Origin of the sequence: Pseudomonas abieticivorans, from assembly GCF_023509015.1 — a bacterium.
In the GTDB taxonomy this organism is placed as follows: domain Bacteria; phylum Pseudomonadota; class Gammaproteobacteria; order Pseudomonadales; family Pseudomonadaceae; genus Aquipseudomonas; species Aquipseudomonas abieticivorans.
The window spans coordinates 1,204,113-1,230,184 of sequence record NZ_CP094975.1 but is presented as its reverse complement, the minus strand read 5'-3'; the positions used below and the strand labels follow the sequence as shown (position 1 = coordinate 1,230,184).

Sequence of the window (26,072 nt, the reverse complement as noted above, 5' to 3'; positions counted from 1 at the left end):
TATGACGCTTATTCTTGGGATCGACCCAGGCTCCCGGATCACCGGTTACGGCATCGTTCGCGATACCGGCCGTGGCTGCGAGTACGTGGCGTCTGGTTGTATCCGCACCGGCGCGGGCGAGTTGCACGATCGCCTGCAAATCGTGTTTCGCGGCGTGCGCGAGGTCATCCAGACCTACAAGCCGGTGACCATGGGCATCGAGCGGGTGTTCATGGCACGCAACGCCGACTCTGCGCTCAAGCTCGGCCAGGCCCGTGGTGCGGCCATCGTCGCGGCCGCGGAAGAGGGGTTGGAGATTGCCGAGTACAGTGCCACCCAGGTCAAGCAGGCGGTGGTCGGCACCGGTGGTGCCAACAAAGAGCAGGTACAGATGATGGTCATGCACTTGCTCAAGCTTACGCAAAAGCCGCAGATCGACGCCTCCGACGCCTTGGCGATTGCCCTCACGCATGCCCACACCCGTTCCAGCCTGATCCCACATGGGCTGACGACAGCGCGTAGTCGGGGCGGGCGCCTGCGACTCTGATAGCATCATGGGCTAATACTTTTTTACTGGCAGGTCGGCTCAGACCTGCTTTTATGGCGATAAAGGATCTGAACGTGATTGGACGCTTGCGCGGTACCCTGGCTGAGAAGCAGCCGCCGCACCTGATTCTGGATGTCAACGGCCTGGGCTATGAGCTGGAAGTGCCCATGACCACGCTGTATCGTTTGCCGCCGGTCGGGCAGCCGGTCACCTTGCACACCCACTTGGTCGTGCGTGAGGATGCTCAGTTACTCTACGGCTTCTTCGAACGGCGTGAGCGCGAGTTCTTCCGAGAGCTGATCCGCCTCAATGGCGTGGGCCCGAAACTGGCCCTGGCGTTGATGTCCAGCCTGGAAGTAGACGAACTGGTGCGCTGCGTGGCGGCCCAGGACACCTCGGCCCTGGTCAAGGTGCCAGGCGTTGGCAAGAAAACCGCCGAGCGCTTGCTGGTCGAGCTCAAGGACCGCTTCAAGTCGTGGGAAGCGGCGCCGAGCATGTTTGAACTGATGCCGACCGGGCCGAACACCGCGCCACCGGTGGCGACCGCCGAGAACGACGCGGTCAGTGCACTGATTTCCCTGGGCTACAAGCCCCAGGAAGCAAGCAAGGCCGTCGGCGCGATCAATGCCAAGGGCCTGAGCAGTGAAGATTTGATTCGCCGAGCCCTGAAGGGAATGATTTAAGTGATTGAAGCCGACCGACTGATTGCCGCCACCACCGGGCGCGACCGCGAAGAGCAGCAAGACCGCGCGATTCGCCCGTTGAGCCTGGCCGATTACATCGGCCAGCCCACGGTGCGCGAACAGATGGAGTTGTTCATCCAGGCCGCCCGCGGGCGCAGCGAATCCCTGGACCACACCCTGATCTTCGGCCCGCCGGGGCTGGGCAAAACCACCCTGGCCAACATCATCGCCCAGGAAATGGGCGTGTCGATCAAGAGCACCTCGGGCCCGGTGCTGGAACGCCCCGGCGACCTGGCGGCGATGCTGACCAACCTTGAGCCGCACGATGTGCTGTTCATCGATGAGATTCATCGCCTGTCGCCCATCGTCGAGGAAGTGCTGTACCCGGCCATGGAAGACTTCCAGCTGGACATCATGATCGGCGAAGGCCCGGCCGCCCGCTCCATCAAGCTCGACCTGCCGCCGTTCACCCTGGTCGGTGCCACCACCCGGGCTGGCATGCTCACCAACCCGCTGCGTGATCGCTTCGGTATCGTCCAGCGCCTGGAGTTCTACAGCACGGCGGATTTGGCGACCATCGTCATCCGTTCGGCCGGCATTCTGGGCTTGCCGATCGAAGACGAAGGCGCCTTCGAAATCGCTCGTCGTGCACGCGGTACGCCGCGTATCGCCAACCGCCTGTTGCGTCGGGTGCGCGATTTTGCCGAAGTGCGTGGCAAGGGCCACATCACCAAGCCCATCGCCGACCTTGCGCTGAACCTGCTGGACGTCGACGAGCGCGGTTTCGACCACTCCGACCGGCGCCTGTTGTTGACCATGATCGAGAAGTTCGACGGAGGCCCGGTGGGCGTCGACAGCCTGGCTGCGGCCATCAGTGAAGAGCGGCACACCATCGAGGACGTACTGGAACCCTATCTGATCCAGCAAGGCTATATCATGCGCACACCGCGGGGGCGGGTGGTCACGCGCCATGCCTACCTGCACTTTGGCTTGAACATCCCGGGCCGCCTGGGCGACAATGGCCGCGGGCGATCTGTCGGGAAGTGATTAAAAAGCCAGCATGTGGCTGATTTATTCGGGGTTTTTGTGGTCACAGGGCAGATCAAGTTCGGTGACGGCGTAAAAAGTGACAAAAACCATGCAAAAACAGTTGCCTGGGCGGATTGGCAACCTGAGGAGTAAGCACTAGAGTATGCGCGCGCAAAATGGGGTTGGGCCGTTCGCACATCGCTGTCGCGTCTATTACGAGGACACCGATGCCGGCGGCGTCGTTTACTACGTCAATTACCTCAAGTTCATGGAGCGGGCTCGCACCGAAAGGCTGCGGGCGCTGGGCTTTGTCCAGTCGGCTCTGGTGCATGAGAACCTGTTGTTCGTCGTGCACTCCAGTGAGGCGCGTTACCACGTGCCGGCGCGCCTGGACGACGAGTTGTCGGTCAGTGCGCAAGTAATTGAATTGAACCGTGCCAGCCTGCGCTTCAAACAGCAGGTCAGGCGGGTAGCGGATGATGTGCTGCTCTGCGAAGGGCAGTTTTTGGTGGCCTGCGTGCGCGCCGATAATTTCAAACCCCGGGCCATCCCAGAAGCCTTGCGGGCGGCCTTCGCCGACGCAAGCGGCCCGGGTACACACTCAATAGCAGGAGATTAAGCGTGGAAGCTAACGCCGTCGACCATTCCTCCATGTGGAGCTTGGTCAGCAATGCCAGTATCGTCGTACAGCTGGTGATGCTGATTCTGATTGCTGCATCGGTGACATCGTGGGTCATGATTTTTCAGCGCAGCACCATGATTCGCGCTGGCCGCCGTGCCCTGGAGGCTTTCGAAGAGCGCTTCTGGTCGGGCATCGACCTGTCCAAGCTGTACCGCCAGGCAGGCAGCAACCCGGACCCGGATTCGGGCGTGGAACAAGTGTTCCGTGCCGGCTTCAAGGAATTCTCCCGTCTGCGCCAGCAACCGGGCGTGGACCCGGACGCGGTCATGGAAGGCGTGGGCCGTGCCATGCGCGTTGCCGTCTCGCGTGAAGAAGAGAAGCTGGAGCAAAGCCTGCCGTTTCTCGCCACCGTCGGTTCGGTCAGCCCCTACATCGGCCTGTTCGGTACCGTGTGGGGCATCATGAACTCCTTCCGCGGCCTGGCGACTGCCCAGCAAGCCACCCTGGCCACCGTTGCCCCTGGTATTTCCGAAGCACTGGTGGCCACCGCCATCGGCCTGTTCGCGGCGATCCCGGCGGTTATCGCGTACAACCGTTTCACCGCTCGCAGCGAAACCTTGATCAGCCGTTACTACACGTTCGCTGACGAGTTCCAGGCCATTTTGCACCGTAAAGTGCACACCAGCGAAGAGTGAGCAGGTAAACCCCATGGCCCGAGTTCGCCACAAACGCAAGCCGGTCGCCGAGATGAACGTGGTGCCTTACATCGACGTGATGTTGGTACTGCTGGTTATCTTCATGGTGACCGCACCGATGCTCAACCAGGGCGTGAAAGTCGACCTGCCCAAGGTTTCCAGCGAAGCCTTGCCGCAGGACAACAACACTCAGGTCCTGACCATTTCGATCAAGGCTGACAAGACCTACTACTGGAACCTTGGCAGCGAAGTCGACACCGACAAGCAGCAAGACCGCGCCATGACCCTGCCGCAGATGACCGATGCGGTGACCAAGATCATCCGTGCCGGCAACGAAGGCGGCAAGCGCACCCAGGTGTTCATCCGCGGCGACAAGACCGTGGACTACGGTGCCGTGATGGGTGCCATGGGCGGGTTGCAAAAGGCGGGTGTCGGTAACGTTGGCTTGATCACCGAGGCGCCCTGATGCGACAACGAGAGCCCTCCGCCTCGGAAAGCTACTTCTGGCCCAGTGTCTGGGCCGTTGCTTTGCACGTCCTGATCTTTGGCATGCTGTTCGTCAGCTTTGCCTTTGCTCCAGACCTGCCGCCGGCCAAGCCGATCGTCCAGGCGACCCTGTACCAGCTCAAATCGAAAAGCCAGGCCACCACCCAGACCAATCAGAAGATTGCCGGGGAGGCGAAGAAGACCGCCGCGCGCCAGACCGAAGTCGAGCAGATGGAACAGAAAAAGGTCGAGCAGGAGAAGCAGGAAGAAGCCGAGAAGGCTGCGGAACAAAAGAAAGAGGAAACCGCTCAAAAGGCCCAGGAAGCCAAAAAGGCTGACGACGCCAAGAAGGCCGAGCAAGAAGCCAAAAAGGCCGACGACGCGAAAAAAGCCGACGACGCCAAGAAAGCCGCCGACGCCAAAAAAGCCGAGCAGGCCGACATAGCGAAGAAAAAGGCCGAGGAAGACGCGAAGGAAAAAGCTGAGGAAGACGCCAAAAAAGCGGCTGCCGACGCCAAGAAAGCCGCCGAAGACGCGAAGAAGAAAGTCGCGGACGACGCCAAGAAAGCTGAAATCGCGCAAGAGGCGAAAAAGAAAGCCGCCGAAGACGCGAAAAAAGCCGCTGCTGCCGATGCTGCCAAGAAGAAGTCCCAGGACGCGGCACGCAAGGCACTGGAAGACAAGAAGGCGCAGGCACTGGCCGACCTGCTCTCCGACAAGCCCGAGCGTCAACAGGCTTTGGCGGACGAGAAGGGTGATCAAACCGCAGGCGATTTCGACGACCTGATCCGTTCCCGCGCAGCCGAAGGCTGGGCGCGTCCACCTTCAGCTCGCAAGAACATGACTGTGGTGCTGCAGATCAACATGTTGCCCGATGGCACCGTTACGAATGTGAGTGTCGCCAAGTCCAGCGGTGATGGACCTTTCGATGCCTCGGCCATGGCCGCCGTCAAGAACATTGGTCGGTTAACGGAAATGCAGGGTTTGAAGCCAGCTGATTTCAACCCCTATCGCTCATTCAAGATGACATTTACACCTGAGGACCTAGCCTTGTGATTAACCTTCTTCGAGGACTGCTGGTCGCGCTGTGCTGCTTTACAGCCATTGCGCAGGCAGATGAAAAGAACATCCTGGTCACCAGCGGCAGCGACCGGGCAACCCCAATCGCAGTCGTGCCGTTTGGCTTGCAGGGCGGCTCCGTGCTGCCCGAAGACATGGCACTGATCATCGGCAACGACCTGCGCAACTCCGGCTACTACTCGCCGATCGACAAGCAGAACATGATCAGCTCGCCTTCCCAGGCCAGCGAAGTGGTGTGGCGCGATTGGCAGGCACTCGGTGCCCAATACGTGATGGTTGGTAGCATCACGCCTAGCGGTGGCCGCCTGCAGGTGCAATACGCACTGCTGAACGTCAACACCCAGCAGCCGGTCTTGACCGGCAGCGTGTCGGGTAGCGTCGATCAACTGCGCGACATGTCGCACTACATCGCCGACCAGTCGTTTGAAAAACTCACCGGCATCAAGGGCGCTTTCTCCACTCGCCTCCTTTATGTAACGGCCGAGCGCTTCAGCACCAACAACACCCGCTACACCCTGCAGCGTTCGGACTACGACGGTGCGCGCGCGGTTACCCTGCTGCAATCGCGCGAGCCGATCCTGTCGCCGCGTTATGCACCAGATGCCAAGCGCATTGCCTACGTGTCGTTCGAGCAGAAGCGTCCGCGCATCTTCATCCAGAACATCGACACCGGTCGCCGTGAGCAGATCACCAACTTCGAAGGCCTGAACGGCGCGCCGGCGTTCTCGCCGGACGGCACCCGCCTGGCATTCGTGCTGTCCAAGGACGGCAACCCGGAGATCTACGTGATGAACCTGGCCTCGCGACAATTGACCCGCGTGACCAACAGCCCGGCCATCGACACCGAACCGTTCTGGGGTAAAGACGGTTCCACCATCTACTTCACGTCTGACCGTGGCGGCAAACCACAGATCTACAAAACCAGCGTGAACGGTGGCAATGCCGAGCGTGTAACCTTCATCGGTAACTACAACGCCAACCCTAAATTGTCGGCCGATGAAAAGACCCTGGTGATGATCCACCGTCAAGATGGCTTCACCAACTTCAAGGTGGCCGCACAAGATCTTGAACGCGGCAGTGTAAAGATCCTAACTGATTCAAGTCTTGATGAGTCGCCTACTGTTGCGCCCAACGGCACCATGGTAATCTACGCCACCCGCCAGCAGGGCCGGGGAGTCTTGATGCTCGTGTCGCTAAACGGCCGCGTGAGGCTCCCGCTTCCTACCGCTCAAGGCGAAGTCAGAGAACCGTCCTGGTCCCCTTACCTGAACTGACGCGGCGCTATACGTTGTACTTAACACACTGGGGTTCATTAGGAGTTTCACGATGGAAATGCTGAAGTTTGGTAAGTTTGCTGCGCTGGCTCTGGCCATGGCTGTAGCTGTAGGTTGCTCCTCGAAAGGCGGCGACAACGCAGGTCAAGGCGCTGTTGACCCTAACGCTGGTTACGGCGCTAACACCGGTGCCGTTGATGGCAGCCTGAGCGAAGAAGCTGCTCTGCGCGCAATCACCACCTTCTACTTCGAATACGACAGCTCGGACCTGAAGCCAGAAGCCATGCGCGCTCTGGATGTTCACGCTAAAGACCTGAAAGCCAACGGCGCTCGCGTCGTACTGGAAGGCAACACCGACGAACGTGGTACTCGTGAGTACAACATGGCTCTGGGCGAGCGTCGTGCTAAAGCCGTTCAGCGCTACCTGGTTCTGCAAGGCGTTTCGCCTGCACAGCTGGAAATCGTTTCCTACGGCGAAGAGCGTCCAGTTGCTACCGGCAACGACGAGCAGTCCTGGGCTCAAAACCGTCGCGTCGAACTGCGTAAGTAATTCGTCATGCGAACGTGCCGTCGTGTAGTAACTATTCTGGCTCTCACCCTGCCACTCGTGGCATGGGCTGAGGTTCCTGTGGTCGATAACAACGCCGTGAATAACGGCAGCAGTTATCCGCCTGCGGGTTACGGCACGAACGGCGCCTATGCCGGGGGGGGCGCTTCGGCTCCCGTCTCGGCACAGGGCGAGCTGTTCATGCAGCTGCAGCAAATGCAGGAAGACATCGCGCGTTTGCGCGGTCAGGTTGAAGTCCAGCAAAACGATATCCAGCAGCTTAAACAGCAAGGTCTGGAGCGTTATCAGGATCTCGACCGTCGTATCGGAGCTGGCACCGCCCCTGCGGCCGCCGCGCCTACCGAGAATTCTCCAGCCAGTGGCGATGTAAATGCCGCAGGTACGCCTTCTGCCCCAGCCGCGCAAGCGCCGGCGGCCAGCAGCGAGCCGGGTGATCCGGCCAAGGAAAAACTGTACTACGATGCCGCTTTCGACCTGATCAAGGCGAAAGACTTCGACAAAGCCAGCCAGGCCTTCACCGCCTTCCTGCGCAAATATCCCAACAGCCAATACGCGGGTAACGCCCAGTACTGGTTGGGTGAAGTGAACCTGGCCAAGGGTGACCTGCAAGGCGCCGGGCAAGCGTTCGCCAAAGTCAGCCAGCTGTACCCCAAGCATGCCAAGGTTCCGGATTCACTCTACAAGCTGGCTGATGTAGAGCGTCGCCTGGGCCATACCGACAAGGTCAAAGGCATCTTGCAGCAAGTCGTGACCCAATACCCGGGTACCTCGGCAGCTCAACTGGCACAGCGCGACTTGCAAAAAATGTAAGGCAGCACTGCCAGGCTCAAGAAACCCGCGCTTGTCGCGGGTTTTTTCGTTAGAATTGTCGCCCTTTTATTCGAATACGCTTTTTGGAACACCGTGTTTGCGGGTTCCCTGAAGTGCCCAACGGAGGCGGTCAGCCTGTTTAGCTGTCATGCCCGTGGACCCTATGCAAGACACATTACGTATCACCGAAGTCTTCTACTCGTTGCAGGGTGAGACTCGCACCGCCGGCTTGCCGACAGTTTTTGTTCGCCTTACCGGCTGCCCATTGCGCTGCCAATATTGCGACAGCGCCTACGCCTTCAGTGGCGGCACGCTTCGCACCCTGGACTCCTTGCTTGAGCAAGTGGCCGAATTCCGTCCGCGCTACGTGTGCGTCACCGGCGGCGAGCCGCTGGCCCAGCCCAATGCCATCCCGTTGATCCAGCGCCTGCTGGATGCCGGCTACGAAGTGTCCGTGGAAACCAGCGGCGCCCTGGACATCTCCAAGGTCGACGCCCGCGCCAGCCGCGTACTGGACCTGAAAACACCAGGCTCCCTGGAAGCGCACCGCAACCGCTACGAAAACATCGAGCTGTTGACCGCTAACGACCAGGTCAAATTCGTGCTGTGCTCGCGGGAAGACTACGATTGGGCGGTGTCCAAGCTGATCCAGTTCGGCCTCGACCGGCGTGCCGGCGAAGTACTGTTTTCGCCCAGCAAAGACCAACTCAGCGCCCGCGACCTGGCCGACTGGATCGTCGCCGACAACCTGCCCGTGCGCTTGCAGATGCAGCTGCATAAAATCCTTTGGGACGACGAGCCGGGCCGCTGACCGAAACCGCGTTGACTGGTTCGCGGATAAATCCGCTCCTACCGAACCCTCGTAGGAGCGGAATTATCCGCGAAGGCCTCACCCCCTATCGAGATCAAACGACATGACCGAAAAAAGAGCAGTCATCCTCCTGTCCGGCGGCCTGGATTCGGCCACCGTGGTGGCCATGGCCCAAGCCGATGGCTACAGCTGCTACACCATGAGCTTCGACTACGGCCAGCGCCACCGCGCTGAACTCGACGCCGCCGCCCGCGTGGCCCGCGAGCGTAACGTGGTCGAGCACAAGGTGATCGGCCTGAACCTGAACGGCATCGGCGGCTCGGCCCTGACCGACAGCAGCATCGACGTACCGGAAACCCTGGGCGAAGGCATCCCTGTCACTTATGTCCCTGCACGCAACACCGTGTTCCTGTCCTTGGCGCTGGGCTGGGCCGAAGTATTGGGTGCGCGCGACATCTTCATCGGCGTGAACGCCGTGGACTACTCCGGCTACCCGGACTGCCGCCCCGAGTTCGTCGAAGCCTTCGAGCGCATGGCCAACCTGGCCACCAAAGCCGGCGTGGAAGGCCAGGGCTTCACCATCCAGGCCCCGCTGCAAATGCTCAGCAAGGCCGACATCGTCAAGGCTGGCGTGCGCCTGGGCGTGGACTACAGCCAAACCGTGTCGTGCTACCAGGCCGACGACGAAGGCCGTGCCTGTGGCAAATGTGACAGCTGCCGCCTGCGTGCCGAAGGCTTTGCCGCGGCCGGTGTGAGCGACCCAACCCGTTATTTCTGATTTTTTTCATTCAGGGTGTTGAATTCCTGTTAAAAATCAGTATTATACGCACCACAACGAAGCGGGTCGTTAGCTCAGTTGGTAGAGCAGTTGGCTTTTAACCAATTGGTCGTAGGTTCGAATCCCACACGACCCACCATATGCAGTAAGAAAAAAGCCGGAGAGCACATAGTGCGATCCGGCTTTTTTTCGTCTGCAGATAAAGAATTATCATGGACTTCCAAGTCTAGACCCACAAAAAAGCCACTCAACCGAGTGGCTTTTTCATCACCGCCTAATCAGTAATGGAAATTCAACGTCACCTGCGCCGAACGCCCCTCAGCCCACGTCGCATAAATCGGATACGCCGAAGCAAAATACTTGCGATCAAACAGGTTCTTCAAATTCAACTGCACGTCCATCGACTGGGAGATTTTGTACGACGTCATGGCGTCGAACTCCGAGTAGCCCGGGGTCCATTTGCGGGTGGTGGCGGTGACTGAAGCGTAGGTCAGGCTCGAGGCTTTCATGCCGGTGCCCACGGTCCATTTCGGGGTGATGTCGTAGTAGGTCCACAGGGTCAGGTTGTGCTTGGGCACCATGACCATCGGCAGGCCAGAGGCCGAGGCGTTGGCTGCGCCGGCATCGGTGGTGACGGCGTCCAGGTAGGAGTAGCCGCCGAACACGCGCCAGTTACTGGTCAGGTCGCCCGCAGCACCCAACTCCACGCCGCGCACGCGCTGGGAGCCGGCGTTGATGATGCCGCCCAGGCCGTCGCTGACGCGGGCGTTGGTTTTATCGGTCTGGAACACCGCCGAGGTTAGCGACAGGCGGCTGTCCAGCACGTCCCACTTGGCGCCTGCCTCGATGTTGCGGCTGCGCTCGGGGGACAGGTCGCTGTTGGTCGCGGTCAGTTGATCGGTGCCGCCACCCAGGCCGCCGTTGGCGCCGGGCGGGTTGGCCGAGGTGCCGTAAGAGGTGTACAGGCTCAGGTTGGTGATGGGCTTGTAGACCAGGCCGACCTGGTAGCTGAACAGGTTGGCGATGTTTTCCAGGTCGGCGGCGCCCGACTGTTCGGCCTGGATGTTGTAGTAGTCCAGGCGCACGCCGCTGTTGAGCAACCACTGCTCTGACAGCTTCAGGCTGTCAAAGGCGTAGGCCGATGCGGTGTTGGTGGTGGTATAGGTCGGTTTGCCCGGGAACGCGTCGCCGTTCAGGGTGGAGCTGCCAGTCCAATCCATGCCGGGGTCCCAGTCACCGATGGTGGTGCAGTTGCCTACCACCGTGCAGGAACCGCCGGTGCGGATGTTCTTGCCGGTGCTGTCGGTGACCAGGTAGCCCTCGTACTGGCTCTTTTCGTGGCTCAGTTCGATGCCGGTGGTCACGGTGTTGTCCAGGCCGAACAGCGCGGTTTGCCCTGTCAGTTCGGTCTGGTTGGCCACGGTGTTGGTGGCGTACTTGCCGCTTTTGGCCTGCAGTTGCAGCACGTTGGACGTGGCGTTGAGGAACTGTGGGTTGGTGGCGATGTAATCCAGGGTCGATCGGCCGTAGGTGGTGGTGTTCTTCACCTTCCAGTTGTCATCCAGCTCGTGTTCTATGCGTACTTGGCCGGTGTCGGTCTGGCCTCGGCGGTAGTCCCGGTCCTTCAGCCCGTAGAACTGCGAGCGGCTGATTTCCGATGCCGGGGTGCCACCTGCGGCATGGAACGGCACGCTGAAGTCCGGCATGTCGTCGGTGGACAGGTGGTAATAACTGAGCGTGACCGTGGTCGGCTCGCCCAGGCCGAACGCGATCGACGGGGCGATGCCCCAACGCTTGCTGAACACGTCGGTACGGCCCGGTTGATCAGCGTCGTGGCCCATTACGTTGAGACGGAACGCGGTGTTGTCGTCGATGACCCGGTTCACGTCCAGGGTAGTGCGTTTGTAGGAATCAGTACCCATGCCCACGCTGGCATCCAGGGAGTCTTCCAGTTTCGGCGTCTTGGTTTGGATGTCGATACTGCCACCCACCGCCCCGCGGCCTGCATACACTGAGTCTGGCCCCTTGATCACGCTGATGTTCTCGACATCGAAGGTTTCGCGGTTCTGCACGCCGGTGTCGCGCATGCCGTCGACGAAAATCGAGTTGCGCGATTCGAAACCACGAATCACTGGGCGGTCAGCCGATGGATTGGCCGCCGCGTCACCCCCCAAAAAGGTGATGCCTGGCACCGTCCGCAGGGCGTCGGTAAAGGTGGTGGCGCCACTTTTCTTGATCACTTCCTGCGGGATCACCGTGATGGAGCGGGGGGTGTCGATCAGCGGTGCCGTCAGCTTGTAGGACGGCAATTCCTTGGTTTGAGTCTTTGGCTCGGCGATGGCGTCCACTGCCGTCGATGGCAAGGTGATGCCCGAACTACTGGAAACAGCACTGTCGGCGGCGTGCGCCACAGGCATCAGGGAAACACTGGCCGCCGCGCAAAACAGGGCGATGTGCAGGCGTGATGGGGTGAAGGTGGACATTGAATTTCCGCAGAAGGGGAGAAACGGGACGCGGAAGATAGTGTAAGTGTAACAAAATGTAAATTAAACAAATTCGCATTTGCATTAAGCTTTGCGACGCATTCAAAGGCTGCCATGTGGCTCTTTGCCACACCAGCGCCATCATCGAAAATTGACTCAGATCAATAGCTGCCAGCCCGCCCAAGCCGACCATTGCGCATCCCCACCGAGAAGCGCTCATGCCCGGCCATTTCGACTTTCTTAAAAAACCGCTGGCCAAAGAGATCGCCCTGATCCTGCTGATCAAGCTGGTGCTGTTGGTGGGGATCCGCCTGGTATGGTTCGACCCGGCGGCAAGCCTCAAGGATGACGGCTCGAACATTGGCCAGCACGTGCTGGGCACCCCCACCGTACCTCTTGAGAAGAGCCCGAAATGATTTCCGAATCAGTCGTCGACCTGTCTCGGCTGCAGTTTGCCATGACGGCGTTGTATCACTTTCTGTTCGTGCCCCTGACCATTGGCCTGACGTTTTTGTTGGCCATCATGGAGTCGGTCTATGTGATGACCGGCAAGCAGGTATACAAGGACATGACCCGGTTCTGGGGCAAGCTGTTCGGCATCAACTTTGCCTTGGGCGTTACCACCGGGCTGACCATGGAGTTCCAGTTCGGTACCAACTGGGCGTACTACAGCCACTACGTGGGTGACATTTTTGGCGCGCCGTTGGCCATCGAAGGATTGATGGCGTTCTTTCTGGAATCGACCTTTATCGGCCTGTTCTTCTTTGGCTGGGACCGCCTGTCGCGCCTGCAGCACTTGGGCGTGACCTGGCTGGTGGCGATCGGCTCGAACATGTCGGCGTTGTGGATTCTGATCGCCAACGGTTGGATGCAGAACCCGGTTGGCGCGCAGTTTAACTTCACCACCATGCGCATGGAGCTGACCAGTTTCAGCGAATTGCTGTTCAACCCAGTGGCCCAGGTCAAGTTCGTGCACACCGTGGCCGCCGGGTACGTGACCGGCGCGGTATTCATCCTGGCCATCTCCAGCTGGTATCTGCTCAAGGGCCGCGATGTCGGTTTTGCCCGCCGCTCGTTTGCGATTGCCGCGGCATTTGGCCTGGCGTCGGTGCTGTCGGTAATCGTGTTGGGCGATGAGTCCGGCTACGAGATCGGCGATGTGCAAAAGACCAAGCTGGCCGCCATCGAAGCCGAGTGGGAAACCGAAGCTGCGCCAGCCGCGTTCACCCTGTTCGGGTTGCCCAACCAGGCGGAACAGCGCACCGACTACGCGGTGAAAATCCCCTATCTGATGGGCATCATCGCCACTCGCTCGGTGGACACCCAGGTCACTGGCATCAAGGACCTGGTGGCCGAGCACGAAGGCCGCATCCGCAATGGCATGTGTCGCTTACGGGCTACTGGCCAAGTTGCGCGGTGGTGAGCATGACGATGCCACCGTGCAGGCCTTCAACCAGGTCAAGAAAGACCTGGGCTACGGCTTGCTGCTCAAAAAGTACACCGAGCATGTCACCGATGCCAGCGAGGCGCAGATCAAGCAGGCAGCGTTGGATTCGATCCCGGGCGTGGCGTCGATTTTCTGGACGTTCCGTTTGATGGTGCTCAGCGGCTTTTTGATGCTGGTGCTGTTTGTGTGTGCGTTCTGGGCCTCGGCCCGCAAGAACGAAACCAGCAAACCCTGGTTGCTCAAGTTTGCGCTGTTCAGCCTGCCGCTGCCGTGGGTGGCGACCCAGACCGGTTGGTACGTGGCCGAGCACGGTCGCCAGCCCTGGTCGATCGGTGAAGTGCTGCCCACGCACCTGTCGGTGTCCAGCCTTGCGGCCAGCGATATCTGGGCGTCATTGCTGGCCTTGGTGGCGTTCTACAGCGTACTGCTGGTGATCGAGATGTACCTGATGATCAAGTTCGCCAGGCTTGGCCCCAGCAGCTTGCACACCGGCCGCTACCACTTCGAGCGCGATACCGCCCAAGCCCCGACTGCCCTGCTTCAAGGAGCGCACTGATGTTGGATTATGAAAGCCTCAAGTTGATCTGGTGGGTGCTGGTGGGGGTGTTGCTGATCGGGTTCGCCCTGACCGATGGTTTTGACCTGGGGGCCGCGGCGCTGATGCCGTTCGTGGGCCGCAATGACACCGAGCGGCGGGTGGTGATCAATACCATCGCCCCCCATTGGGATGGCAACCAGGTGTGGTTGATCACTGCCGGTGGCGCTTTGTTCGCCGCGTGGCCGTTGGTGTATGCGGCGGCGTTCTCAGGTTTGTACGGGGCCTTGCTGCTGGTGCTGTTTGCGCTGTTCGTGCGGCCGGTGGGCTTCGATTACCGCAGTAAGTTGAGCAACACGCGCTGGCGGCAAAGCTGGGACTGGGCGTTGTTCGTGGGGGCACTGGTGCCGTCATTGGTGTTTGGCGTGGCGTTCGGCAACCTGTTGCTGGGCTTGCCGTTCGAGTTCGATGACAGCTTGCGCAGCACCTACCACGGCTCGTTCTGGCAATTGCTCAGCCCCTTCGGCCTGTTGGCCGGGTTGGTGAGCCTGAGCATGCTCGCTTTGCATGGCGGCACCTGGCTAATGATGCGCACCGAGGGCGCGATCGCCAGCCGTTCCCGCCACGCTTCGCAAGTATTGGCGTTGGCCTACGTGGTGGCCTTCGCCGGTGCCGGTGCGTGGCTGGTGTTGGGTGGCATTCAGGGCTTGGTGATCACCTCAAGCTTGGACCCAGGCGTGGCGCTGAACCCGCTGGCCAAGACGGTGAGTGCCGGCAACCCCGGTTGGCTGGGCAACTATGTGCTGCACCCACTCACCGCCATAGCTCCAGTATTGGGCTTGCTGGGTGGCCTGCTGGCATTGCTCGCGGCCAGTTGCCGCGCCCCGCGCATTGCCTTCCTGGGCAGCAGCCTGGCGATCGTCGGCACCTTGTGCACGGCGGGGTTCGCGCTGTTCCCCTTCGTGATGCCCTCAAGCCTGGACCCGGCGTCCAGCCTGACCGTGTGGGACGCGGTGTCGAGCCGCACCACGCTGATCATCATGCTGGTGGCGGCAACGATTTTCGTGCCGCTGATTCTCTGCTACACGCTGTGGTGCTACGCCAAAATGTGGGGCAAGGTCACCACCGCGCACATCGACAGCAACACTCACAGCCTTTACTGAGGAGTCACGATATGTGGTATTTCGCCTGGATTCTGGGGGTGTTGCTGGCGTGCAGCTTGGGCATCATCAATGCGTTGTGGCTGGAGGCATCCGGTGCCCTGGACGAGAAGCCTGCTGGTGAACGCTGAAACCCTGGGGCCGCTGCGGCGGCCTATCAGCCGTTGGGTGTCGTTGCTGCTGGCGATGCCCATGAGCCTGGTGTTGCTGGTGCACCCGGCGGCCATGCTGGACGAGCAGGGCGGCTACAGCCACAACCTGCTGATGCTGATCATGTGGGGCGTGGCGGCCGGTTACGTCCACGGCGTGGGCTTTGACCCGCGCCCGTGGGCCTGGCGCCTGCTGTTTCACCCCTTGCTGGCCTGGGCCTTGATGGGCCTGGGTTACGCCATGTTGCTCAGGCGCTGAAGGCCTTGCGCCACGAGGTCAGTAAACGCCAGATACCGCGCAGGGTTTTCTTGTTCCAGTAACTGAAAGGGATGTCACGCAGGATTTGCACGGCCAGCTTTTTGTTGCGCCCGGCAGTCTTCATTAGCATCGAGTTGCGAAAGGCCATGATCACCTGCTCGTAGGCCGGGTGGTCGCAGAATACCGCGTAGGTGCGCAGCACGTTGTCGAGCATGAAGCGGCCGTTCTTGAAGGTGTTGGTGGGGTGGTCGCGGTATTGCGCCAGCACCTCGCCTAGCACGTCGATGGTGTAGCCCTCGCGCAGGATGCTCAGCTCGATATACACGTCTTCCAGGCGGATGGCCGGGTCGAAGCAGCCCACCTTCAGCAAGGCTTCGCGGCGCAGCATCAAGGTGGGCGCAGCGGGGCCGGGCTTGCGGTTGAGGAACAGGTCGTCGAAGTCCAGGCGACGGAACGGTTGGTGGCGGTTGCGCTGCTCGCGGGCGCCCATCACCTGGCCGTGCTGGTCGATGGTTTCGATGTTGCCCGCGCAAATGCCCACCTCGGGTTTGCCGGCCATGTAGGCCACCTGGATGGCGATGCGCTCGGGCAGCATGATGTCGTCCGAACCGAACGGCGCGACCAGGCTGCCATTGGAGCGGGCGATGGCTTCGTTCAGGGTGGTGGACAGGCCCTTGTTGGCCTGCACGCGCAGGTCGAAGCCATGCTCGGCTTGCAGGCGTTGCAACAACGCCACGCTGTTGTCACTGGAACCGTCGTCGATCACCAACAGTTCGATGTTCGGGTAGGTCTGGTTGAGCACGCTGTTCACGCTGGCCTCGATGTAGGCGGCGTGGTTGTAGGAAGCGATGATGACCGTGACCAGGGGTTGGTCATCTTGTTGATCGAGCATGCGAAAACCCGTGAAAAGAGGAAGCGATTCAGATGATGGCGAATGCTGGCATGAAATGCACTGTCACGCCATTTGTATGGGGATGTATTGAATTGCAAGGCGTTTAAAATGCGAATGGTTTACATGTACCCCAGGCGCCCGCCTCAATCAATGACCGTTGGGCCACGCCCGCCGTTCCACCTGTAAAAAAATCTTTAGAATTCATCCGATTATCTGTAGCCTTCGGCAGTCCTGCAGGCCGTGCCGCCTGTGGGTTTCACGCTGCGGCTCGTGTCAGCCTCGGTGATATACTCGACTTTCGCGCACAAGCGCCTGCAGGTCTTGCCAACATGACGCAGATTTCCGAACGCCTTCTGGTACAAGCCCACCTCGACGCCAAGCGGCCGCGAGTGCTGAGCCCGGCCGAAGAGGCCGAATACCGTACCGCCATCGCCGCCGAGCTCAAGGCTCAGGACGCGGTGCTGGTGGCGCATTTCTATTGCGACCCGGTGATCCAGGCGCTGGCCGAAGAAACCGGCGGCTGCGTGTCCGACTCCCTGGAAATGGCCCGGTTCGGCAGCCAGCACCCGGCCAAGACCGTGCTGGTGGCCGGCGTGCGCTTCATGGGCGAGACCGCCAAGATCCTCACCCCGCACAAACGCATCCTGATGCCTACCCTGGAGGCGACCTGCTCGCTGGACCTGGGTTGCCCGGTGGACGAGTTCTCGGCGTTCTGCGACCAGCACCCCGAGCGCACCGTGGTGGTGTATGCCAACACTTCGGCAGCGGTCAAGGCACGTGCCGACTGGGTGGTTACTTCCAGCTGCGCGCTGGAAATCGTTGAAAGCCTGATGGACAACGGCGAGAAGATCATCTGGGCACCCGATAAGCACCTGGGCCGCTACATCCAGAAGCAGACCGGCGCCGACATGCTGCTGTGGGACGGTGCCTGCATCGTTCACGAAGAATTCAAGTCGCGCCAATTGGAAGACCTCAAGGCGCTGTACCCGGACGCCGCGATCCTGGTGCACCCCGAGTCGCCGGAAGCGGTCATCGACCTGGCCGACGCGGTGGGTTCCACCAGCCAGTTGATCGCCGCAGCCCAGCGCTTGCCGAACAAGAAGTTCATCGTGGCCACAGACCGCGGCATCTTCTACAAGATGCAGCAGTTGTGCCCGGACAAGGAATTCATCGAGGCCCCCACCGCCGGTAACGGCGGCTCGTGCCGCAGCTGTGCGCACTGCCCGTGGATGGCCATGAACACCCTGGAACGCACCCTGCAGTGCCTGCGCGAAGGCAGCAACGAGATCTTCGTCGACCCGGCGCTGGTACCCAACGCCGTGCGCCCGCTCAAGCGCATGTTGGACTTCACCCAGGCCGCGCGCCTGAAGCTGTCAGGCAACGCCTGACTTGGCCACGGCCGGCGCGACCTGCGCCGGCTGTTGGTCCAGCCGCTTGTTCAAATCCAGCCACGCCGCCATCGCCAGCATCAGGGCCACGCCCAGCAGGGCGGTGCACAACTGCATGGCCAAGGCATCGTCGGCCAAGGCGTTGGCCATGTCCGCCAGCGGCGCCAGCAGCACGCTAAGGCAGAATACCTCCAGCGAGTAACGCCCCATCATGCCGATGTTTCGCGCTAGCCAATGCTGCACCCACGGCCCGCGCGGGATCAGCTTGGCGGTGCAGTAGGCCAGTGCCAGGAAATGCAACAGGCGTGCCGGGGCCAGGTTAGTCTTGCTGATGGGGTACAGGCGCTCGCTGATCCAATGTGGCACCACCAGGTCGTGCAGGGTTGGCCACTTCCACAGCAGGGCGATCGGCACACTGATCAGCACCAGGCTGGCGCAGGCGATAAACAACGGTTGCCGCGTCAACGGCCGTGAGTCCACCACGGTGTTGCGCGAGGCCTGCAGCGCCGCCGCGCCACCCAGCACGAACAACGCCTGCCAGGCCAACGGGTTGAAGTACCACAGGCCGCCATCGTGGGCGGGGATGTTCCAGCCGTACCAGTTGGTCAGCAGGTACAAGCCTACCGACAACGCCACGGCGTGGGCGGTGTGGCGGATCAGCAGCGGCAACAGCAGGGGCAGGCCCGCCAGCAGCACGATGTACAGCGGCAATGGGTCCATCAAGTTGGGCTTGAAGCGCAGCAGCAACTCATCCACCAGCGCCTGCTGGGGGTTGATCAGGAAGTAGTTGAGGTTCATCTCCTGGATCATGTCGCGGGTTTCGACGTGGTTGTTGGCGACGAAAATAATGCCCATCAGCAGCACCATCAAAAAGATATGCACCACGTACAGCACCCAGGCGCGCCGCAAGATCCGCGCGGTAGCGATCAGGTAACCGCTGCGCAGGGCGATCTTGCCATAGGCCAGCACCGCCGCGTAGCCGGCCAGGAACACGAAAATCTCCGCGGCATCGCTGAAGCCGAAATTACGCAGGGTCAATAGCCCCAAGGGGTTCTGCGGGATGTGGTCCCAGAGGATGAAGATCAGCGCCAGGCCTCGATAGAAATCAATCCGGTGGTCGCGACTGTGGTTCATGGCGTGTGGCCTTGAGCGAAAGGTAGTGAAGTAAGGATAGGTCTGAACGGCGGGTGGTTCCGACGCATCGGGGCGGACCGATCAGCGGCGCGGAGGGTGGCTTTTTTTCGCGAGAAATGCAAAAGCTTGGGTATTACTGAATGTCTCAGGTCAACGCCACGGTTTGTCTGACAGACCGCAGTGTTCGTTTCGCGGATGAATCCGCTCCTACTGGGACCTGACCGCCTGTAGGAGCATCCGCGAAAAGGCCACAGGGGTGTGTCAGGCATACCGCGGCGCCGAATCGCCGTTCAGGACGACGCCTCTAGGCCCGCCGCCCCTGGGCGCCCTCCAACACCGCGTCCACCAACGCCTGCGCACTCGACACCAATTGCAGGATCGAGCCCACGAGGCCAGGCCGGTCCTGCTGGGTGTCAGTGAGTTCAAATGTGGTTTCGTAGGCGCAGTTCAGCAGGTGGGAGGCTTGGGTCAGGGCGTCTTCAGCTTTCACGCCCGCCGGTACCTGGAATAACGCTTGATAATTGGCATCCCGAACACCAAACACCTTTTCAAGGGTGGTGTGGTTGGCGTCGATGAAGGCGTTTGAAGCGGGTGGGTCGGGTATCAGCTTGTCCATCGGGTACATCTCCTTGGTAGTGGAGCTGCTACGTCCCGCTGTCAAACAGGATGGGTGGCAGCTGTACGCGGGTTGACAGACCAGGACCAAGGAAGCCCGGCGCACACGAGTGTGCCCCACGCACAGCTGCCATAACACGGCACGGCGGACACAAAAAAAGCGCCTGCCGATAGGTTATGAGCGCCTGTGCGCCTTGGTTGGCGGTCTGTCAAAACCGGTCGCTGAATTGGCAGCGACGGCAGGAGACTATAACCGCGACAGGGCATGCACAAGCGGCTGCATACCTTACAGAGCAAAATCAGAAACGTCCTACTTTCGGATGAAAAAACATGAACACCAGCAACCCTGTGTAGGAGCGGATTCATCCGCGAAAAGGCCACAGGGGTGTGTCAGGCATACCGCCGCGTGGCTGATATTCGCGACCAAGGTCGCTCCCACACCGATCGCGGCAGTTTAGCCAGTGATGCAAAGCGGTCCGCTCTTGGGGATGGGCCTGGGTTGCACGGCCAGCCATCAAGCCGCGATAATTTCTGCCGCATCAAAACTGTCCGCCCGCGCCATCGCCCACATCCGTTGATAAAACTCGCCACTGACTTCGCCCGTCAACAATTCCCCAGGCTTGAGGAACACGTGCAGCTGCGAGAACAGCTTGATTTCGGTGGCTGACACGCGCCGTACCAAGTGCTTGGCCTGCAGTTGCGAGGGGTGTTCAAGGCCGGCCGCCGCCAGCATCTCCGCCAGGGCCTTGAGGGTGTTGCGGTGGAAGCTGAACACCCGTTGGGCCTTGTCGGGTACCACTAGGGCGCGCTGGCGCAGGCTGTCTTGGGTGGCGACGCCGGTGGGGCATTTGTTGGTGTGGCAGCTTTGCGACTGGATGCAGCCGATGGCGAACATAAAGCCGCGGGCCGCATTGCACCAGTCGGCACCGATGGCCAGCACGCTGGCGATGTCGAAGGCGCTGACGATTTTACCGCTGGCGCCCAGCTTGATCTTGTCGCGCAGGTTAAGACCGACCAGCGTGTTGTGCACGAACAGCAAGCCTTCACGCATCGGCGAGCCCATGTGGTCGGTGAACTCCACGGGCGCCGCGCCAGTGCCGCCTTCCTTGCCGTCGACCACGATGAAGTCCGGCAGTATGCCGGTTTGCAGCATGGCCTTGGCGATGCCCATGAACTCCCACGGGTGGCCCAGGCAGAACTTGAAGCCCACCGGCTTGCCGCCCGACAGTTCGCGCAACTGGGCGATGAACTGCATCATCTCGATGGGGGTGGAAAACGCCGAGTGCCGCGAAGGCGAGATGCAATCCTCGCCCATCATGATGCCACGGGTGTCGGCGATTTCTTGGGTGACTTTGCCCTTGGGCAGAATGCCGCCGTGGCCGGGCTTGGCGCCCTGGCTCATCTTGATCTCGATCATGCGCACTTGCGGGTCTTGCGCCTGTTTGGCGAAGCGCTCGGGGTCGAACAAGCCGCTGCTGGTGCGGCAGCCGAAATAGCCGCTGCCCAGCTCCCAGGTCAGGTCGCCACCGTGCTCGCGGTGGTAGGGGCTGATGCTGCCCTCGCCGGTGTCATGGGCGAAATTGCCCAGCTTGGCGCCCTGGTTCAACGCACGGATGGCGTTGGCGCTCAGCGAGCCGAAGCTCATGGCCGAAATGTTGAACACCGACGCCGAGTACGGCTGCTTGCACTGCGGCCCGCCGATGATCACCCGGAAACTGGAGGGGTCGCTCAGGGGCGCCGGGCGCATGGAGTGGCCGATGTACTCGAAGCCCGATTGGTACACGTCGATCAGTGTGCCGAAGGGCTTGTCTGCCGATTCATTCTTGGCCCGCGAATACACCAGCGAGCGCTGGGCGCGGGAGAAGGGCAGGGCGTCGCTGTCGGACTCCAGCAGGTACTGGCGGATTTCCGGGCGAATGGTTTCCACCAGGTAGCGGATATTGCCCAGGATGGGGTAGTTGCGGCGTACCGCGTGGGGCTTTTGCAGCAGGTCGAAGATGCCGAGCAGGCTCAATGCGGCGGCCGCGAAAGCGAATGGCCACAGCCAGTCGTGCCCCATGAAAGGGATACAGGCCAAGGTAAAAATGACACAGGCGGCAAAGAAGGCGTAACGGCTGAGTAGCGACAGGCTCATACGGTTTTCCTATGCGGGCTTCAGGCATTTGGCGCCTGGAGGAATATCGAAAATAGCTCGGGTTGCGAGTTGATGCCCAGGCACCAATGCAACAGTTGTACTGCATTTCGTCGGCCATCACATTCAGTCGAAAGTAGCGGAACTCAAGCAGTTGGCAATTTAGTAACGGCCCAACCTGTAGGATTCATCCGCTAAAAGGACGCCGCAATGTATCAGGCAGACTGGGGGGCGTTCTTCGCGGATGCTCCTACACGGTGGTGTGGTAGGTCAGGGCGCTGCGCAGTTCCGGATATTCGGGCAGCCAATACTGCGCCTTGCCGCCGATCAGTGCGGCGGCGGGGAGGCCATCGCAATACACCAGCCGGTTGCCGCTCAGCGCCGGCACTTTGCTGCCGGGCAGCAGGGTGCCGACCAGGTTCAGGGGGTCACTGGCGCTGATCGCGGTCAGGCTTTCATCCAGCGGCCGTTTGCGCACTTCGCGTAGCACCGGAATGGCTTCGGGCAAGGCGAATTGCTCACCGGCCAGGCCGCTGACAAATCGCCCACCGCGAATCTCGCCCCGAGCCTCCAGGCGGTGGAAGGTGCGCAGCAGTTCCCGCCAACTGGGCAACCAGTCGGCCTCACGCTCCAGCAGGCGCCAAAACACCACCCCGTAGCGGCGCAGCAAGGTCATGGCGACATGCTCCAGGGTTTCGGCGGGTTGCGCGCTGCCTTGGCGCAACAAGGCCCAGCGGCCGGCATCGTCCATGCCGCCGATGAACGCACCCCGCCCGCGCCGGGCGCTGCGTTGGGTGCGCTTGCTGGCCGGGGTGATCAGTGCGCGCAGGCCGGCAAAACTGTCGGCGTTAACCAGGCCCGCAGCGACCAGTTCCTGCAAGGTCGCCTCCAGTTCGCTGCGCAGCAGGTGCGCTTCGCTGACCAGTTCGTCGAAAAACAGCGCGCCCTGGCTGCTCAAAGCCTGATGGACTTTCTGCGCCTTGGGCGACAGTTGATCGACGGCCACCGGCACCGACAGGCCGCGCCACAGGTTCAGCCGTGCCCTGGGCAGCAACACGATCGGCGTGCCGCGCAGCGTGGTACTCAGGCCTTTGCCTGGGCCCAGGCGCGTCCATACGGTCTTGCCGTTGCGGCAGGCGTCGTCCAGCCAAGTACCGGCGTAATCTTTCAGGCGGGCGGGCAACAGGTCACTTTCCCAGGCGCTGGCGGGTGCACTGTAGCCTTCGAATTGCTCCAGCAGTTGGTTCAGCGCCGCCGGCCCCTGCAAGCGCGCCTGGGGCGCCAAGTGCTGCCAGTCAAACAGGAACCGCATGAAATCCTGCAACGACACCGGCTCGATTTCCCGGCGCAAGCGCTTGAGGGTGTAGCGATGGATACGTGCCAGCAAGTGCCGCTCGCACCACTGGGTATCGCGCACGTTGGGGCGAAACTGGCCACGCAATACATAGCCTTCGCCCTCAAGCTGCGCTAATGCTTGCTCCACCTGCACAGGCGGCAGGTTCAAAGGCCCACTGATGTCACCCAACAGTTGCGGGCCAAAACCACTGAGCCGGCCCCTTACCAATTCCAGGCGCGCCTCGTCGGCGCTCCATTGCTCGTCGAAACCGGGCAGCGGCTTGAGCAACGGCGCCATGCGCGCGTCCGGGTACACCGCTTGCAGGCAGCTCAGGCGCTCGCGTGCCAGCCACAGTGCCTGGCCGTTACCCATTTGCAGCAGGGTGGCCCGGCCGCTGGCCGCGAGCGCGTCCAGCCAAGGTTGCCAGTGTGGGTGTGCGTCGGCCTCGACCTGGGTGATGCCGCCCAGAGTCATCAGCGCTTCGTGCATTTCATCGCGCTGGTTGGGCGCAGGCCAGGCTTCGGCCGCCACGGCTGCAATCGCCTCGGCATCCAGCGCGCCTAGGTCGTCGGCGGCCCGGGGCTCGCTCCAGCGTCGGTTCAGCACTGCCTGGGTGCGGCGCTCCTCTAGCGGTGCATCATCAAGAAACGCATACGGCCGCGCATTCAAAATGGCTGCCGCCAGCGGTGAAGGGGCCGGCAGGTCGCAGCTCAGCAGGCGCACTTCGCCGCGCTCCATGCGCCGCAGCAAGGCCAGCCAACCTTCGCAGTCCATGGCCTCGTGCAGGCAGTCGTCCAGGGTTTGTTCCACCAGCGGGTGGTCGGGGATCTCGCGCTCGCCGGCGAGGTTTTCCAGGCAGGCGATCTGGTCGGGGAACACCGTGGCGATCAGGTCTTCGCTTTTCATCCGCTGCACCTGCGGGGCCACCTTGCGCCCGCCGCTGTATCGCGGCATGGCCAGGGCGACACCGGCGTTCCAACGCCAGCGCACGCCAAACAGCGGGGCGTCGAGCACGGCTTGGATCAGCAGGTGCTCGGCGCTGTTGGAGTTGAGATAACGCCACACCTCGTCCAGTTCGAAACTGTGGCTGGTAGACAGCGACAGCACGATCGCGTCTTCGCTGGCTGCCGCCTGCAATTCGAAGTTGAAGGTGCGGCAAAAGCGCTTGCGCAACGCCAGCCCCCACGCACGGTTCAGGCGGCTGCCAAAGGGGGTGTGGATGATCAACTGGGTGCCGCCGCTCTCATCGAAAAACCGCTCCATCACCAGGGTGTCCTGGGACGGCAGAGCGCCCAGTGCGTTGCGGGTGCGGGCCAGGTAGTCGATCAGTTGCTCGGCGCTGTCCGGGTGCAGGCCCAACACCTGTTGCAGCCAGCTCAAGGCCGGTTGCAGTTGGCCGGGGCTCTGGCCCAGCAGGTTGTCGATCTGTGCTTGCAGGCGCGCCACGGCAAACGACAACTCGTCGCTGCGCCCCGGTGCCTCGCCCAGCCAGAACGGAATGTTCGGCGGCATGCCCTGGGCGTCTTCGACGCGCACCTTGCCGGTTTCCACCCGCAGGATGCGGTAAGAGGTGTTGCCCAGTTGGAAGACGTCACCGGCGATGCTTTCCACGGCGAAGTCTTCGTTCACGCTGCCGATGTTCAGGCCCTGTGGGTCGAGGATCACGCTGTAGTCGGCGTTGTCGGGGATGGTGCCGCCGCTGGTCACCGCGGTGAGTTGGCTGCCGCGCCGGCCGCGCAGGGTGGCGCTGACCGCATCGCGATGGACATAAGCGCCGCGCACGCCTTGGCGGCCGCTGTAGCCTTCGGCGAGCATCTGCAACAGCGCCTGGTAATGGGCAGGGTCAAGCGAGGCGTAGGGCATGGCTTGGCGAAAGCAGTCGTACAGCGCCTGCTCGTGCCACTCCTGGCAGCTGACTTCGGCGATGATCTGCTGGGCCAACACGTCCAGCGGCGCGCGGGGGATGTGCAGGATGTCCAACTCGCCGCGGCGCACGCAGTCGAGCAGGGCGGCGCACTCGATCAGGTCATCGCGCGAGGTTGCGAACAAGCGCCCCTTGGGCGTGCCGCCGACCTGGTGCCCGGAGCGACCCACCCGCTGCAAAAACGCCGAGATGGAACCCGGCGAGGCGATCTGGCACACCAGGTCGACCTCGCCGATGTCGATGCCCAGTTCCAACGAGGCGGTGGCCACCAGCACTTGCAACTCGCCGCGCTTGAGCCGCTGTTCGGCCTCAAGGCGTTGCTCCTTGGCCAGGCTGCCATGGTGCGCGGCCACCGCCGTGCGGCCCAGGCGCTCGCTCAGGTGCCGCGCCACCCGCTCGGCCAGGCGCCGGGTGTTGACGAACACCAGGGTGGTGCGGTGTTCGCGGGCCAATGTCGCCAGGCGCTCGTACACCAGCTCCCACACATCGTTGGCCATCACCGCGCCCAGCGGCACCTGTGGCACCTCTATGCCCAAGTCGCGCGGCCGGGCGTGGCCGATATCGACGATGGCGCAAGGGCGCTGCTGGCCTACCAGAAAGCGTGACACTGCCTCGATCGGCTTCTGCGTGGCCGACAGGCCGATACGCCGCAATGGTGCGGCGCACAATGCCTGCAAACGCTCCAGGGTCAGGGCCAGGTGGCTGCCGCGCTTGCTGGCGGCGATGGCATGGATTTCGTCGACAATCACCGTGCGCGTGCTGGCCAGCATCGTACGGCCCGAGGCCGAGCCCAGCAGCACGTACAAGGATTCCGGGGTGGTGACCAGGATGTGCGGGGCCTTCTTGCGCATCGCCGCGCGGTCTTTTTGCGGGGTGTCGCCGGTACGCACGGCGGTGCGGATCGGCACCGCCGGCAGGTCCATGGCCAGCAGTTGTTCGGTGATGCCGCCCAGCGGATTTTGCAGGTTGATCTGGATGTCGTTGGACAGCGCCTTGAGCGGCGACACGTACACCACCAGCGTTGCCTGGGGCAGCTCGGTGCCCAGGTGCACCAGCTCGTCGAGCACGGCCAGAAAAGCGGTCAGGGTTTTGCCCGAGCCGGTGGGCGCGGCCACCAGTACCGACTGGCCGTCCTTGATCAGCGGCCAGGCGCGTGCCTGGGCCGGGGTAGCGGCGGGAAAGTGATGCTGGAACCAGGCGCGCACGGCGGGGTGAAAACCGTGCAGGGCCGGGTCGTCCTGGGCGGGTAGGTTCATA

General features: G+C 61.8%; 23 protein-coding genes, 1 tRNA gene and 1 pseudogene. 19 read left to right on the top strand and 6 right to left on the bottom strand.

Annotation, left to right across the window (positions count from 1 at the left end; all coding sequences use genetic code 11):
* Position 1 precedes the first annotated feature (1 nt).
* From ruvC to L9B60_RS05420, 13 genes are all read left to right on the top strand, one after another.
* Complete coding sequence (gene ruvC, locus L9B60_RS05480) at positions 2 to 526, top strand: crossover junction endodeoxyribonuclease RuvC (RefSeq protein WP_249677033.1); 525 nt, start codon at positions 2 to 4, stop codon at positions 524 to 526.
* A gap of 74 nt (positions 527 to 600) precedes the next feature.
* Entirely contained in the window at positions 601 to 1,209 is a 609-nt protein-coding gene (ruvA, locus tag L9B60_RS05475; protein WP_249677031.1) for a Holliday junction branch migration protein RuvA, read from the top strand.
* The gene (ruvB, locus tag L9B60_RS05470; RefSeq protein WP_249677030.1) at positions 1,210 to 2,256 is read left to right on the top strand and encodes a Holliday junction branch migration DNA helicase RuvB; all 1,047 of its coding nucleotides are present in this window, start codon (positions 1,210 to 1,212) and stop codon (positions 2,254 to 2,256) included.
* A gap of 145 nt (positions 2,257 to 2,401) precedes the next feature.
* On the top strand, positions 2,402 to 2,857 hold the full coding sequence (gene ybgC, locus L9B60_RS05465) for a tol-pal system-associated acyl-CoA thioesterase (protein ID WP_249677028.1): 456 nt from the start codon (positions 2,402 to 2,404) through the stop codon (positions 2,855 to 2,857).
* 2 nt (positions 2,858 to 2,859) lie between these two features.
* On the top strand, positions 2,860 to 3,555 hold the full coding sequence (gene tolQ, locus L9B60_RS05460; protein ID WP_249677026.1) for a protein TolQ: 696 nt from the start codon (positions 2,860 to 2,862) through the stop codon (positions 3,553 to 3,555).
* Between the two features lie 13 nt (positions 3,556 to 3,568).
* Complete coding sequence (gene tolR / locus L9B60_RS05455; protein ID WP_249677024.1) at positions 3,569 to 4,021, top strand: protein TolR; 453 nt, start codon at positions 3,569 to 3,571, stop codon at positions 4,019 to 4,021.
* Positions 4,018 to 5,097 carry a cell envelope integrity protein TolA gene (gene tolA, locus L9B60_RS05450; RefSeq protein ID WP_249679666.1) on the top strand — a complete coding sequence of 360 codons (1,080 nt, stop codon included), beginning with the start codon at positions 4,018 to 4,020 and terminating at the stop codon, positions 5,095 to 5,097. Before tolR ends, tolA begins: the two co-directional genes overlap by 4 nt.
* Positions 5,094 to 6,395, top strand: coding sequence for a Tol-Pal system beta propeller repeat protein TolB (gene tolB / locus L9B60_RS05445; protein WP_249677021.1), 1,302 nt, complete (start codon positions 5,094 to 5,096; stop codon positions 6,393 to 6,395). Before tolA ends, tolB begins: the two co-directional genes overlap by 4 nt.
* A gap of 52 nt (positions 6,396 to 6,447) precedes the next feature.
* Positions 6,448 to 6,945: a peptidoglycan-associated lipoprotein Pal gene (gene pal / locus L9B60_RS05440; protein WP_249677019.1), complete on the top strand. Its 498-nt coding sequence runs from the start codon at positions 6,448 to 6,450 to the stop codon at positions 6,943 to 6,945.
* A gap of 6 nt (positions 6,946 to 6,951) precedes the next feature.
* Positions 6,952 to 7,773: a tol-pal system protein YbgF gene (ybgF, locus tag L9B60_RS05435; RefSeq protein ID WP_249677017.1), complete on the top strand. Its 822-nt coding sequence runs from the start codon at positions 6,952 to 6,954 to the stop codon at positions 7,771 to 7,773.
* A gap of 163 nt (positions 7,774 to 7,936) precedes the next feature.
* Positions 7,937 to 8,584: a 7-carboxy-7-deazaguanine synthase QueE gene (gene queE, locus L9B60_RS05430; protein ID WP_249677015.1), complete on the top strand. Its 648-nt coding sequence runs from the start codon at positions 7,937 to 7,939 to the stop codon at positions 8,582 to 8,584.
* Between the two features lie 103 nt (positions 8,585 to 8,687).
* On the top strand, positions 8,688 to 9,362 hold the full coding sequence (gene queC / locus L9B60_RS05425; protein ID WP_249677013.1) for a 7-cyano-7-deazaguanine synthase QueC: 675 nt from the start codon (positions 8,688 to 8,690) through the stop codon (positions 9,360 to 9,362).
* A 63-nt stretch (positions 9,363 to 9,425) separates the two neighbouring features.
* Positions 9,426 to 9,501 (top strand) — tRNA-Lys (locus L9B60_RS05420).
* A gap of 139 nt (positions 9,502 to 9,640) precedes the next feature.
* On the opposite strand, the gene L9B60_RS05415 is transcribed toward L9B60_RS05420, so the two are convergent.
* Positions 9,641 to 11,845 carry a TonB-dependent receptor gene (locus L9B60_RS05415; RefSeq protein WP_249677011.1) on the bottom strand — a complete coding sequence of 735 codons (2,205 nt, stop codon included), beginning with the start codon at positions 11,843 to 11,845 and terminating at the stop codon, positions 9,641 to 9,643.
* A gap of 218 nt (positions 11,846 to 12,063) precedes the next feature.
* Here L9B60_RS05415 and cydP point away from each other — a divergent pair, with 218 nt between their 5' ends.
* From cydP to L9B60_RS05390, 5 genes and pseudogenes are all read left to right on the top strand, one after another.
* Positions 12,064 to 12,261, top strand: a complete 198-nt coding sequence (gene cydP, locus L9B60_RS05410; RefSeq protein WP_249677008.1) for a cytochrome oxidase putative small subunit CydP — start codon at positions 12,064 to 12,066, stop codon at positions 12,259 to 12,261.
* Positions 12,258 to 13,848, top strand: a pseudogene (locus L9B60_RS05405) (cytochrome ubiquinol oxidase subunit I). Before cydP ends, L9B60_RS05405 begins: the two are co-directional and overlap by 4 nt.
* Positions 13,848 to 14,990: a cytochrome d ubiquinol oxidase subunit II gene (gene cydB / locus L9B60_RS05400; protein ID WP_249677006.1), complete on the top strand. Its 1,143-nt coding sequence runs from the start codon at positions 13,848 to 13,850 to the stop codon at positions 14,988 to 14,990. The pseudogene L9B60_RS05405 and the gene cydB overlap by 1 nt, the downstream one beginning before the upstream one ends.
* 11 nt (positions 14,991 to 15,001) lie before the next feature.
* A complete protein-coding gene (gene cydX / locus L9B60_RS05395; protein WP_249677005.1) occupies positions 15,002 to 15,118 on the top strand; it encodes a cytochrome bd-I oxidase subunit CydX in 117 nt (38 codons plus the stop codon).
* The gene (locus tag L9B60_RS05390) at positions 15,108 to 15,395 is read left to right on the top strand and encodes a cyd operon YbgE family protein (RefSeq protein ID WP_283780567.1); all 288 of its coding nucleotides are present in this window, start codon (positions 15,108 to 15,110) and stop codon (positions 15,393 to 15,395) included. The genes cydX and L9B60_RS05390 overlap by 11 nt, the downstream gene beginning before the upstream one ends.
* On the opposite strand, the gene L9B60_RS05385 is transcribed toward L9B60_RS05390, so the two are convergent.
* Entirely contained in the window at positions 15,385 to 16,287 is a 903-nt protein-coding gene (locus L9B60_RS05385) for a glycosyltransferase family 2 protein (RefSeq protein WP_249677004.1), read from the bottom strand. The two genes, L9B60_RS05390 and L9B60_RS05385, sit on opposite strands and share 11 nt — an antisense overlap.
* Before the next feature lie 329 nt (positions 16,288 to 16,616).
* Between L9B60_RS05385 and nadA the strand changes: the two genes are divergently transcribed.
* Complete coding sequence (nadA, locus tag L9B60_RS05380; RefSeq protein ID WP_249677002.1) at positions 16,617 to 17,675, top strand: quinolinate synthase NadA; 1,059 nt, start codon at positions 16,617 to 16,619, stop codon at positions 17,673 to 17,675.
* Here nadA and L9B60_RS05375 read toward each other — a convergent pair.
* From L9B60_RS05375 to L9B60_RS05360, 4 genes are all read right to left on the bottom strand, one after another.
* Positions 17,661 to 18,809, bottom strand: a complete 1,149-nt coding sequence (locus L9B60_RS05375) for an OpgC family protein (RefSeq protein WP_249677001.1) — start codon at positions 18,807 to 18,809, stop codon at positions 17,661 to 17,663. The two genes, nadA and L9B60_RS05375, sit on opposite strands and share 15 nt — an antisense overlap.
* Before the next feature lie 304 nt (positions 18,810 to 19,113).
* Entirely contained in the window at positions 19,114 to 19,425 is a 312-nt protein-coding gene (locus L9B60_RS05370) for a DUF3077 domain-containing protein (protein ID WP_249677000.1), read from the bottom strand.
* A gap of 513 nt (positions 19,426 to 19,938) precedes the next feature.
* Positions 19,939 to 21,558 carry an FMN-binding glutamate synthase family protein gene (locus tag L9B60_RS05365; protein WP_249676999.1) on the bottom strand — a complete coding sequence of 540 codons (1,620 nt, stop codon included), beginning with the start codon at positions 21,556 to 21,558 and terminating at the stop codon, positions 19,939 to 19,941.
* A gap of 247 nt (positions 21,559 to 21,805) precedes the next feature.
* Entirely contained in the window at positions 21,806 to 26,071 is a 4,266-nt protein-coding gene (locus L9B60_RS05360; protein ID WP_249676998.1) for a DEAD/DEAH box helicase, read from the bottom strand.
* Position 26,072: the final 1 nt, after the last annotated feature.

Bases quoted from the DNA above. Each gene is read 5' to 3' on its own strand.
- ruvC (WP_249677033.1), top strand. From the start codon at position 2: ATGACGCTTATTCTTGGGATCGACCCAGGCTCCCGGATCACCGGTTAC.
- ybgC (WP_249677028.1), top strand. From the start codon at position 2,402: ATGCGCGCGCAAAATGGGGTTGGGCCGTTCGCACATCGCTGTCGCGTC.
- tolR (WP_249677024.1), top strand. From the start codon at position 3,569: ATGGCCCGAGTTCGCCACAAACGCAAGCCGGTCGCCGAGATGAACGTG.
- pal (WP_249677019.1), top strand. From the start codon at position 6,448: ATGGAAATGCTGAAGTTTGGTAAGTTTGCTGCGCTGGCTCTGGCCATG.
- ybgF (WP_249677017.1), top strand. From the start codon at position 6,952: ATGCGAACGTGCCGTCGTGTAGTAACTATTCTGGCTCTCACCCTGCCA.
- queE (WP_249677015.1), top strand. From the start codon at position 7,937: ATGCAAGACACATTACGTATCACCGAAGTCTTCTACTCGTTGCAGGGT.
- queC (WP_249677013.1), top strand. From the start codon at position 8,688: ATGACCGAAAAAAGAGCAGTCATCCTCCTGTCCGGCGGCCTGGATTCG.
- L9B60_RS05415 (WP_249677011.1), bottom strand. From the start codon at position 11,845: ATGTCCACCTTCACCCCATCACGCCTGCACATCGCCCTGTTTTGCGCG.
- cydP (WP_249677008.1), top strand. From the start codon at position 12,064: ATGCCCGGCCATTTCGACTTTCTTAAAAAACCGCTGGCCAAAGAGATC.
- cydB (WP_249677006.1), top strand. From the start codon at position 13,848: ATGTTGGATTATGAAAGCCTCAAGTTGATCTGGTGGGTGCTGGTGGGG.
- cydX (WP_249677005.1), top strand. From the start codon at position 15,002: ATGTGGTATTTCGCCTGGATTCTGGGGGTGTTGCTGGCGTGCAGCTTG.
- L9B60_RS05385 (WP_249677004.1), bottom strand. From the start codon at position 16,287: ATGCTCGATCAACAAGATGACCAACCCCTGGTCACGGTCATCATCGCT.
- nadA (WP_249677002.1), top strand. From the start codon at position 16,617: ATGACGCAGATTTCCGAACGCCTTCTGGTACAAGCCCACCTCGACGCC.
- L9B60_RS05375 (WP_249677001.1), bottom strand. From the start codon at position 18,809: ATGAACCACAGTCGCGACCACCGGATTGATTTCTATCGAGGCCTGGCG.
- L9B60_RS05370 (WP_249677000.1), bottom strand. From the start codon at position 19,425: ATGGACAAGCTGATACCCGACCCACCCGCTTCAAACGCCTTCATCGAC.
- L9B60_RS05365 (WP_249676999.1), bottom strand. From the start codon at position 21,558: ATGAGCCTGTCGCTACTCAGCCGTTACGCCTTCTTTGCCGCCTGTGTC.
- L9B60_RS05360 (WP_249676998.1), bottom strand. From the start codon at position 26,071: ATGAACCTACCCGCCCAGGACGACCCGGCCCTGCACGGTTTTCACCCC.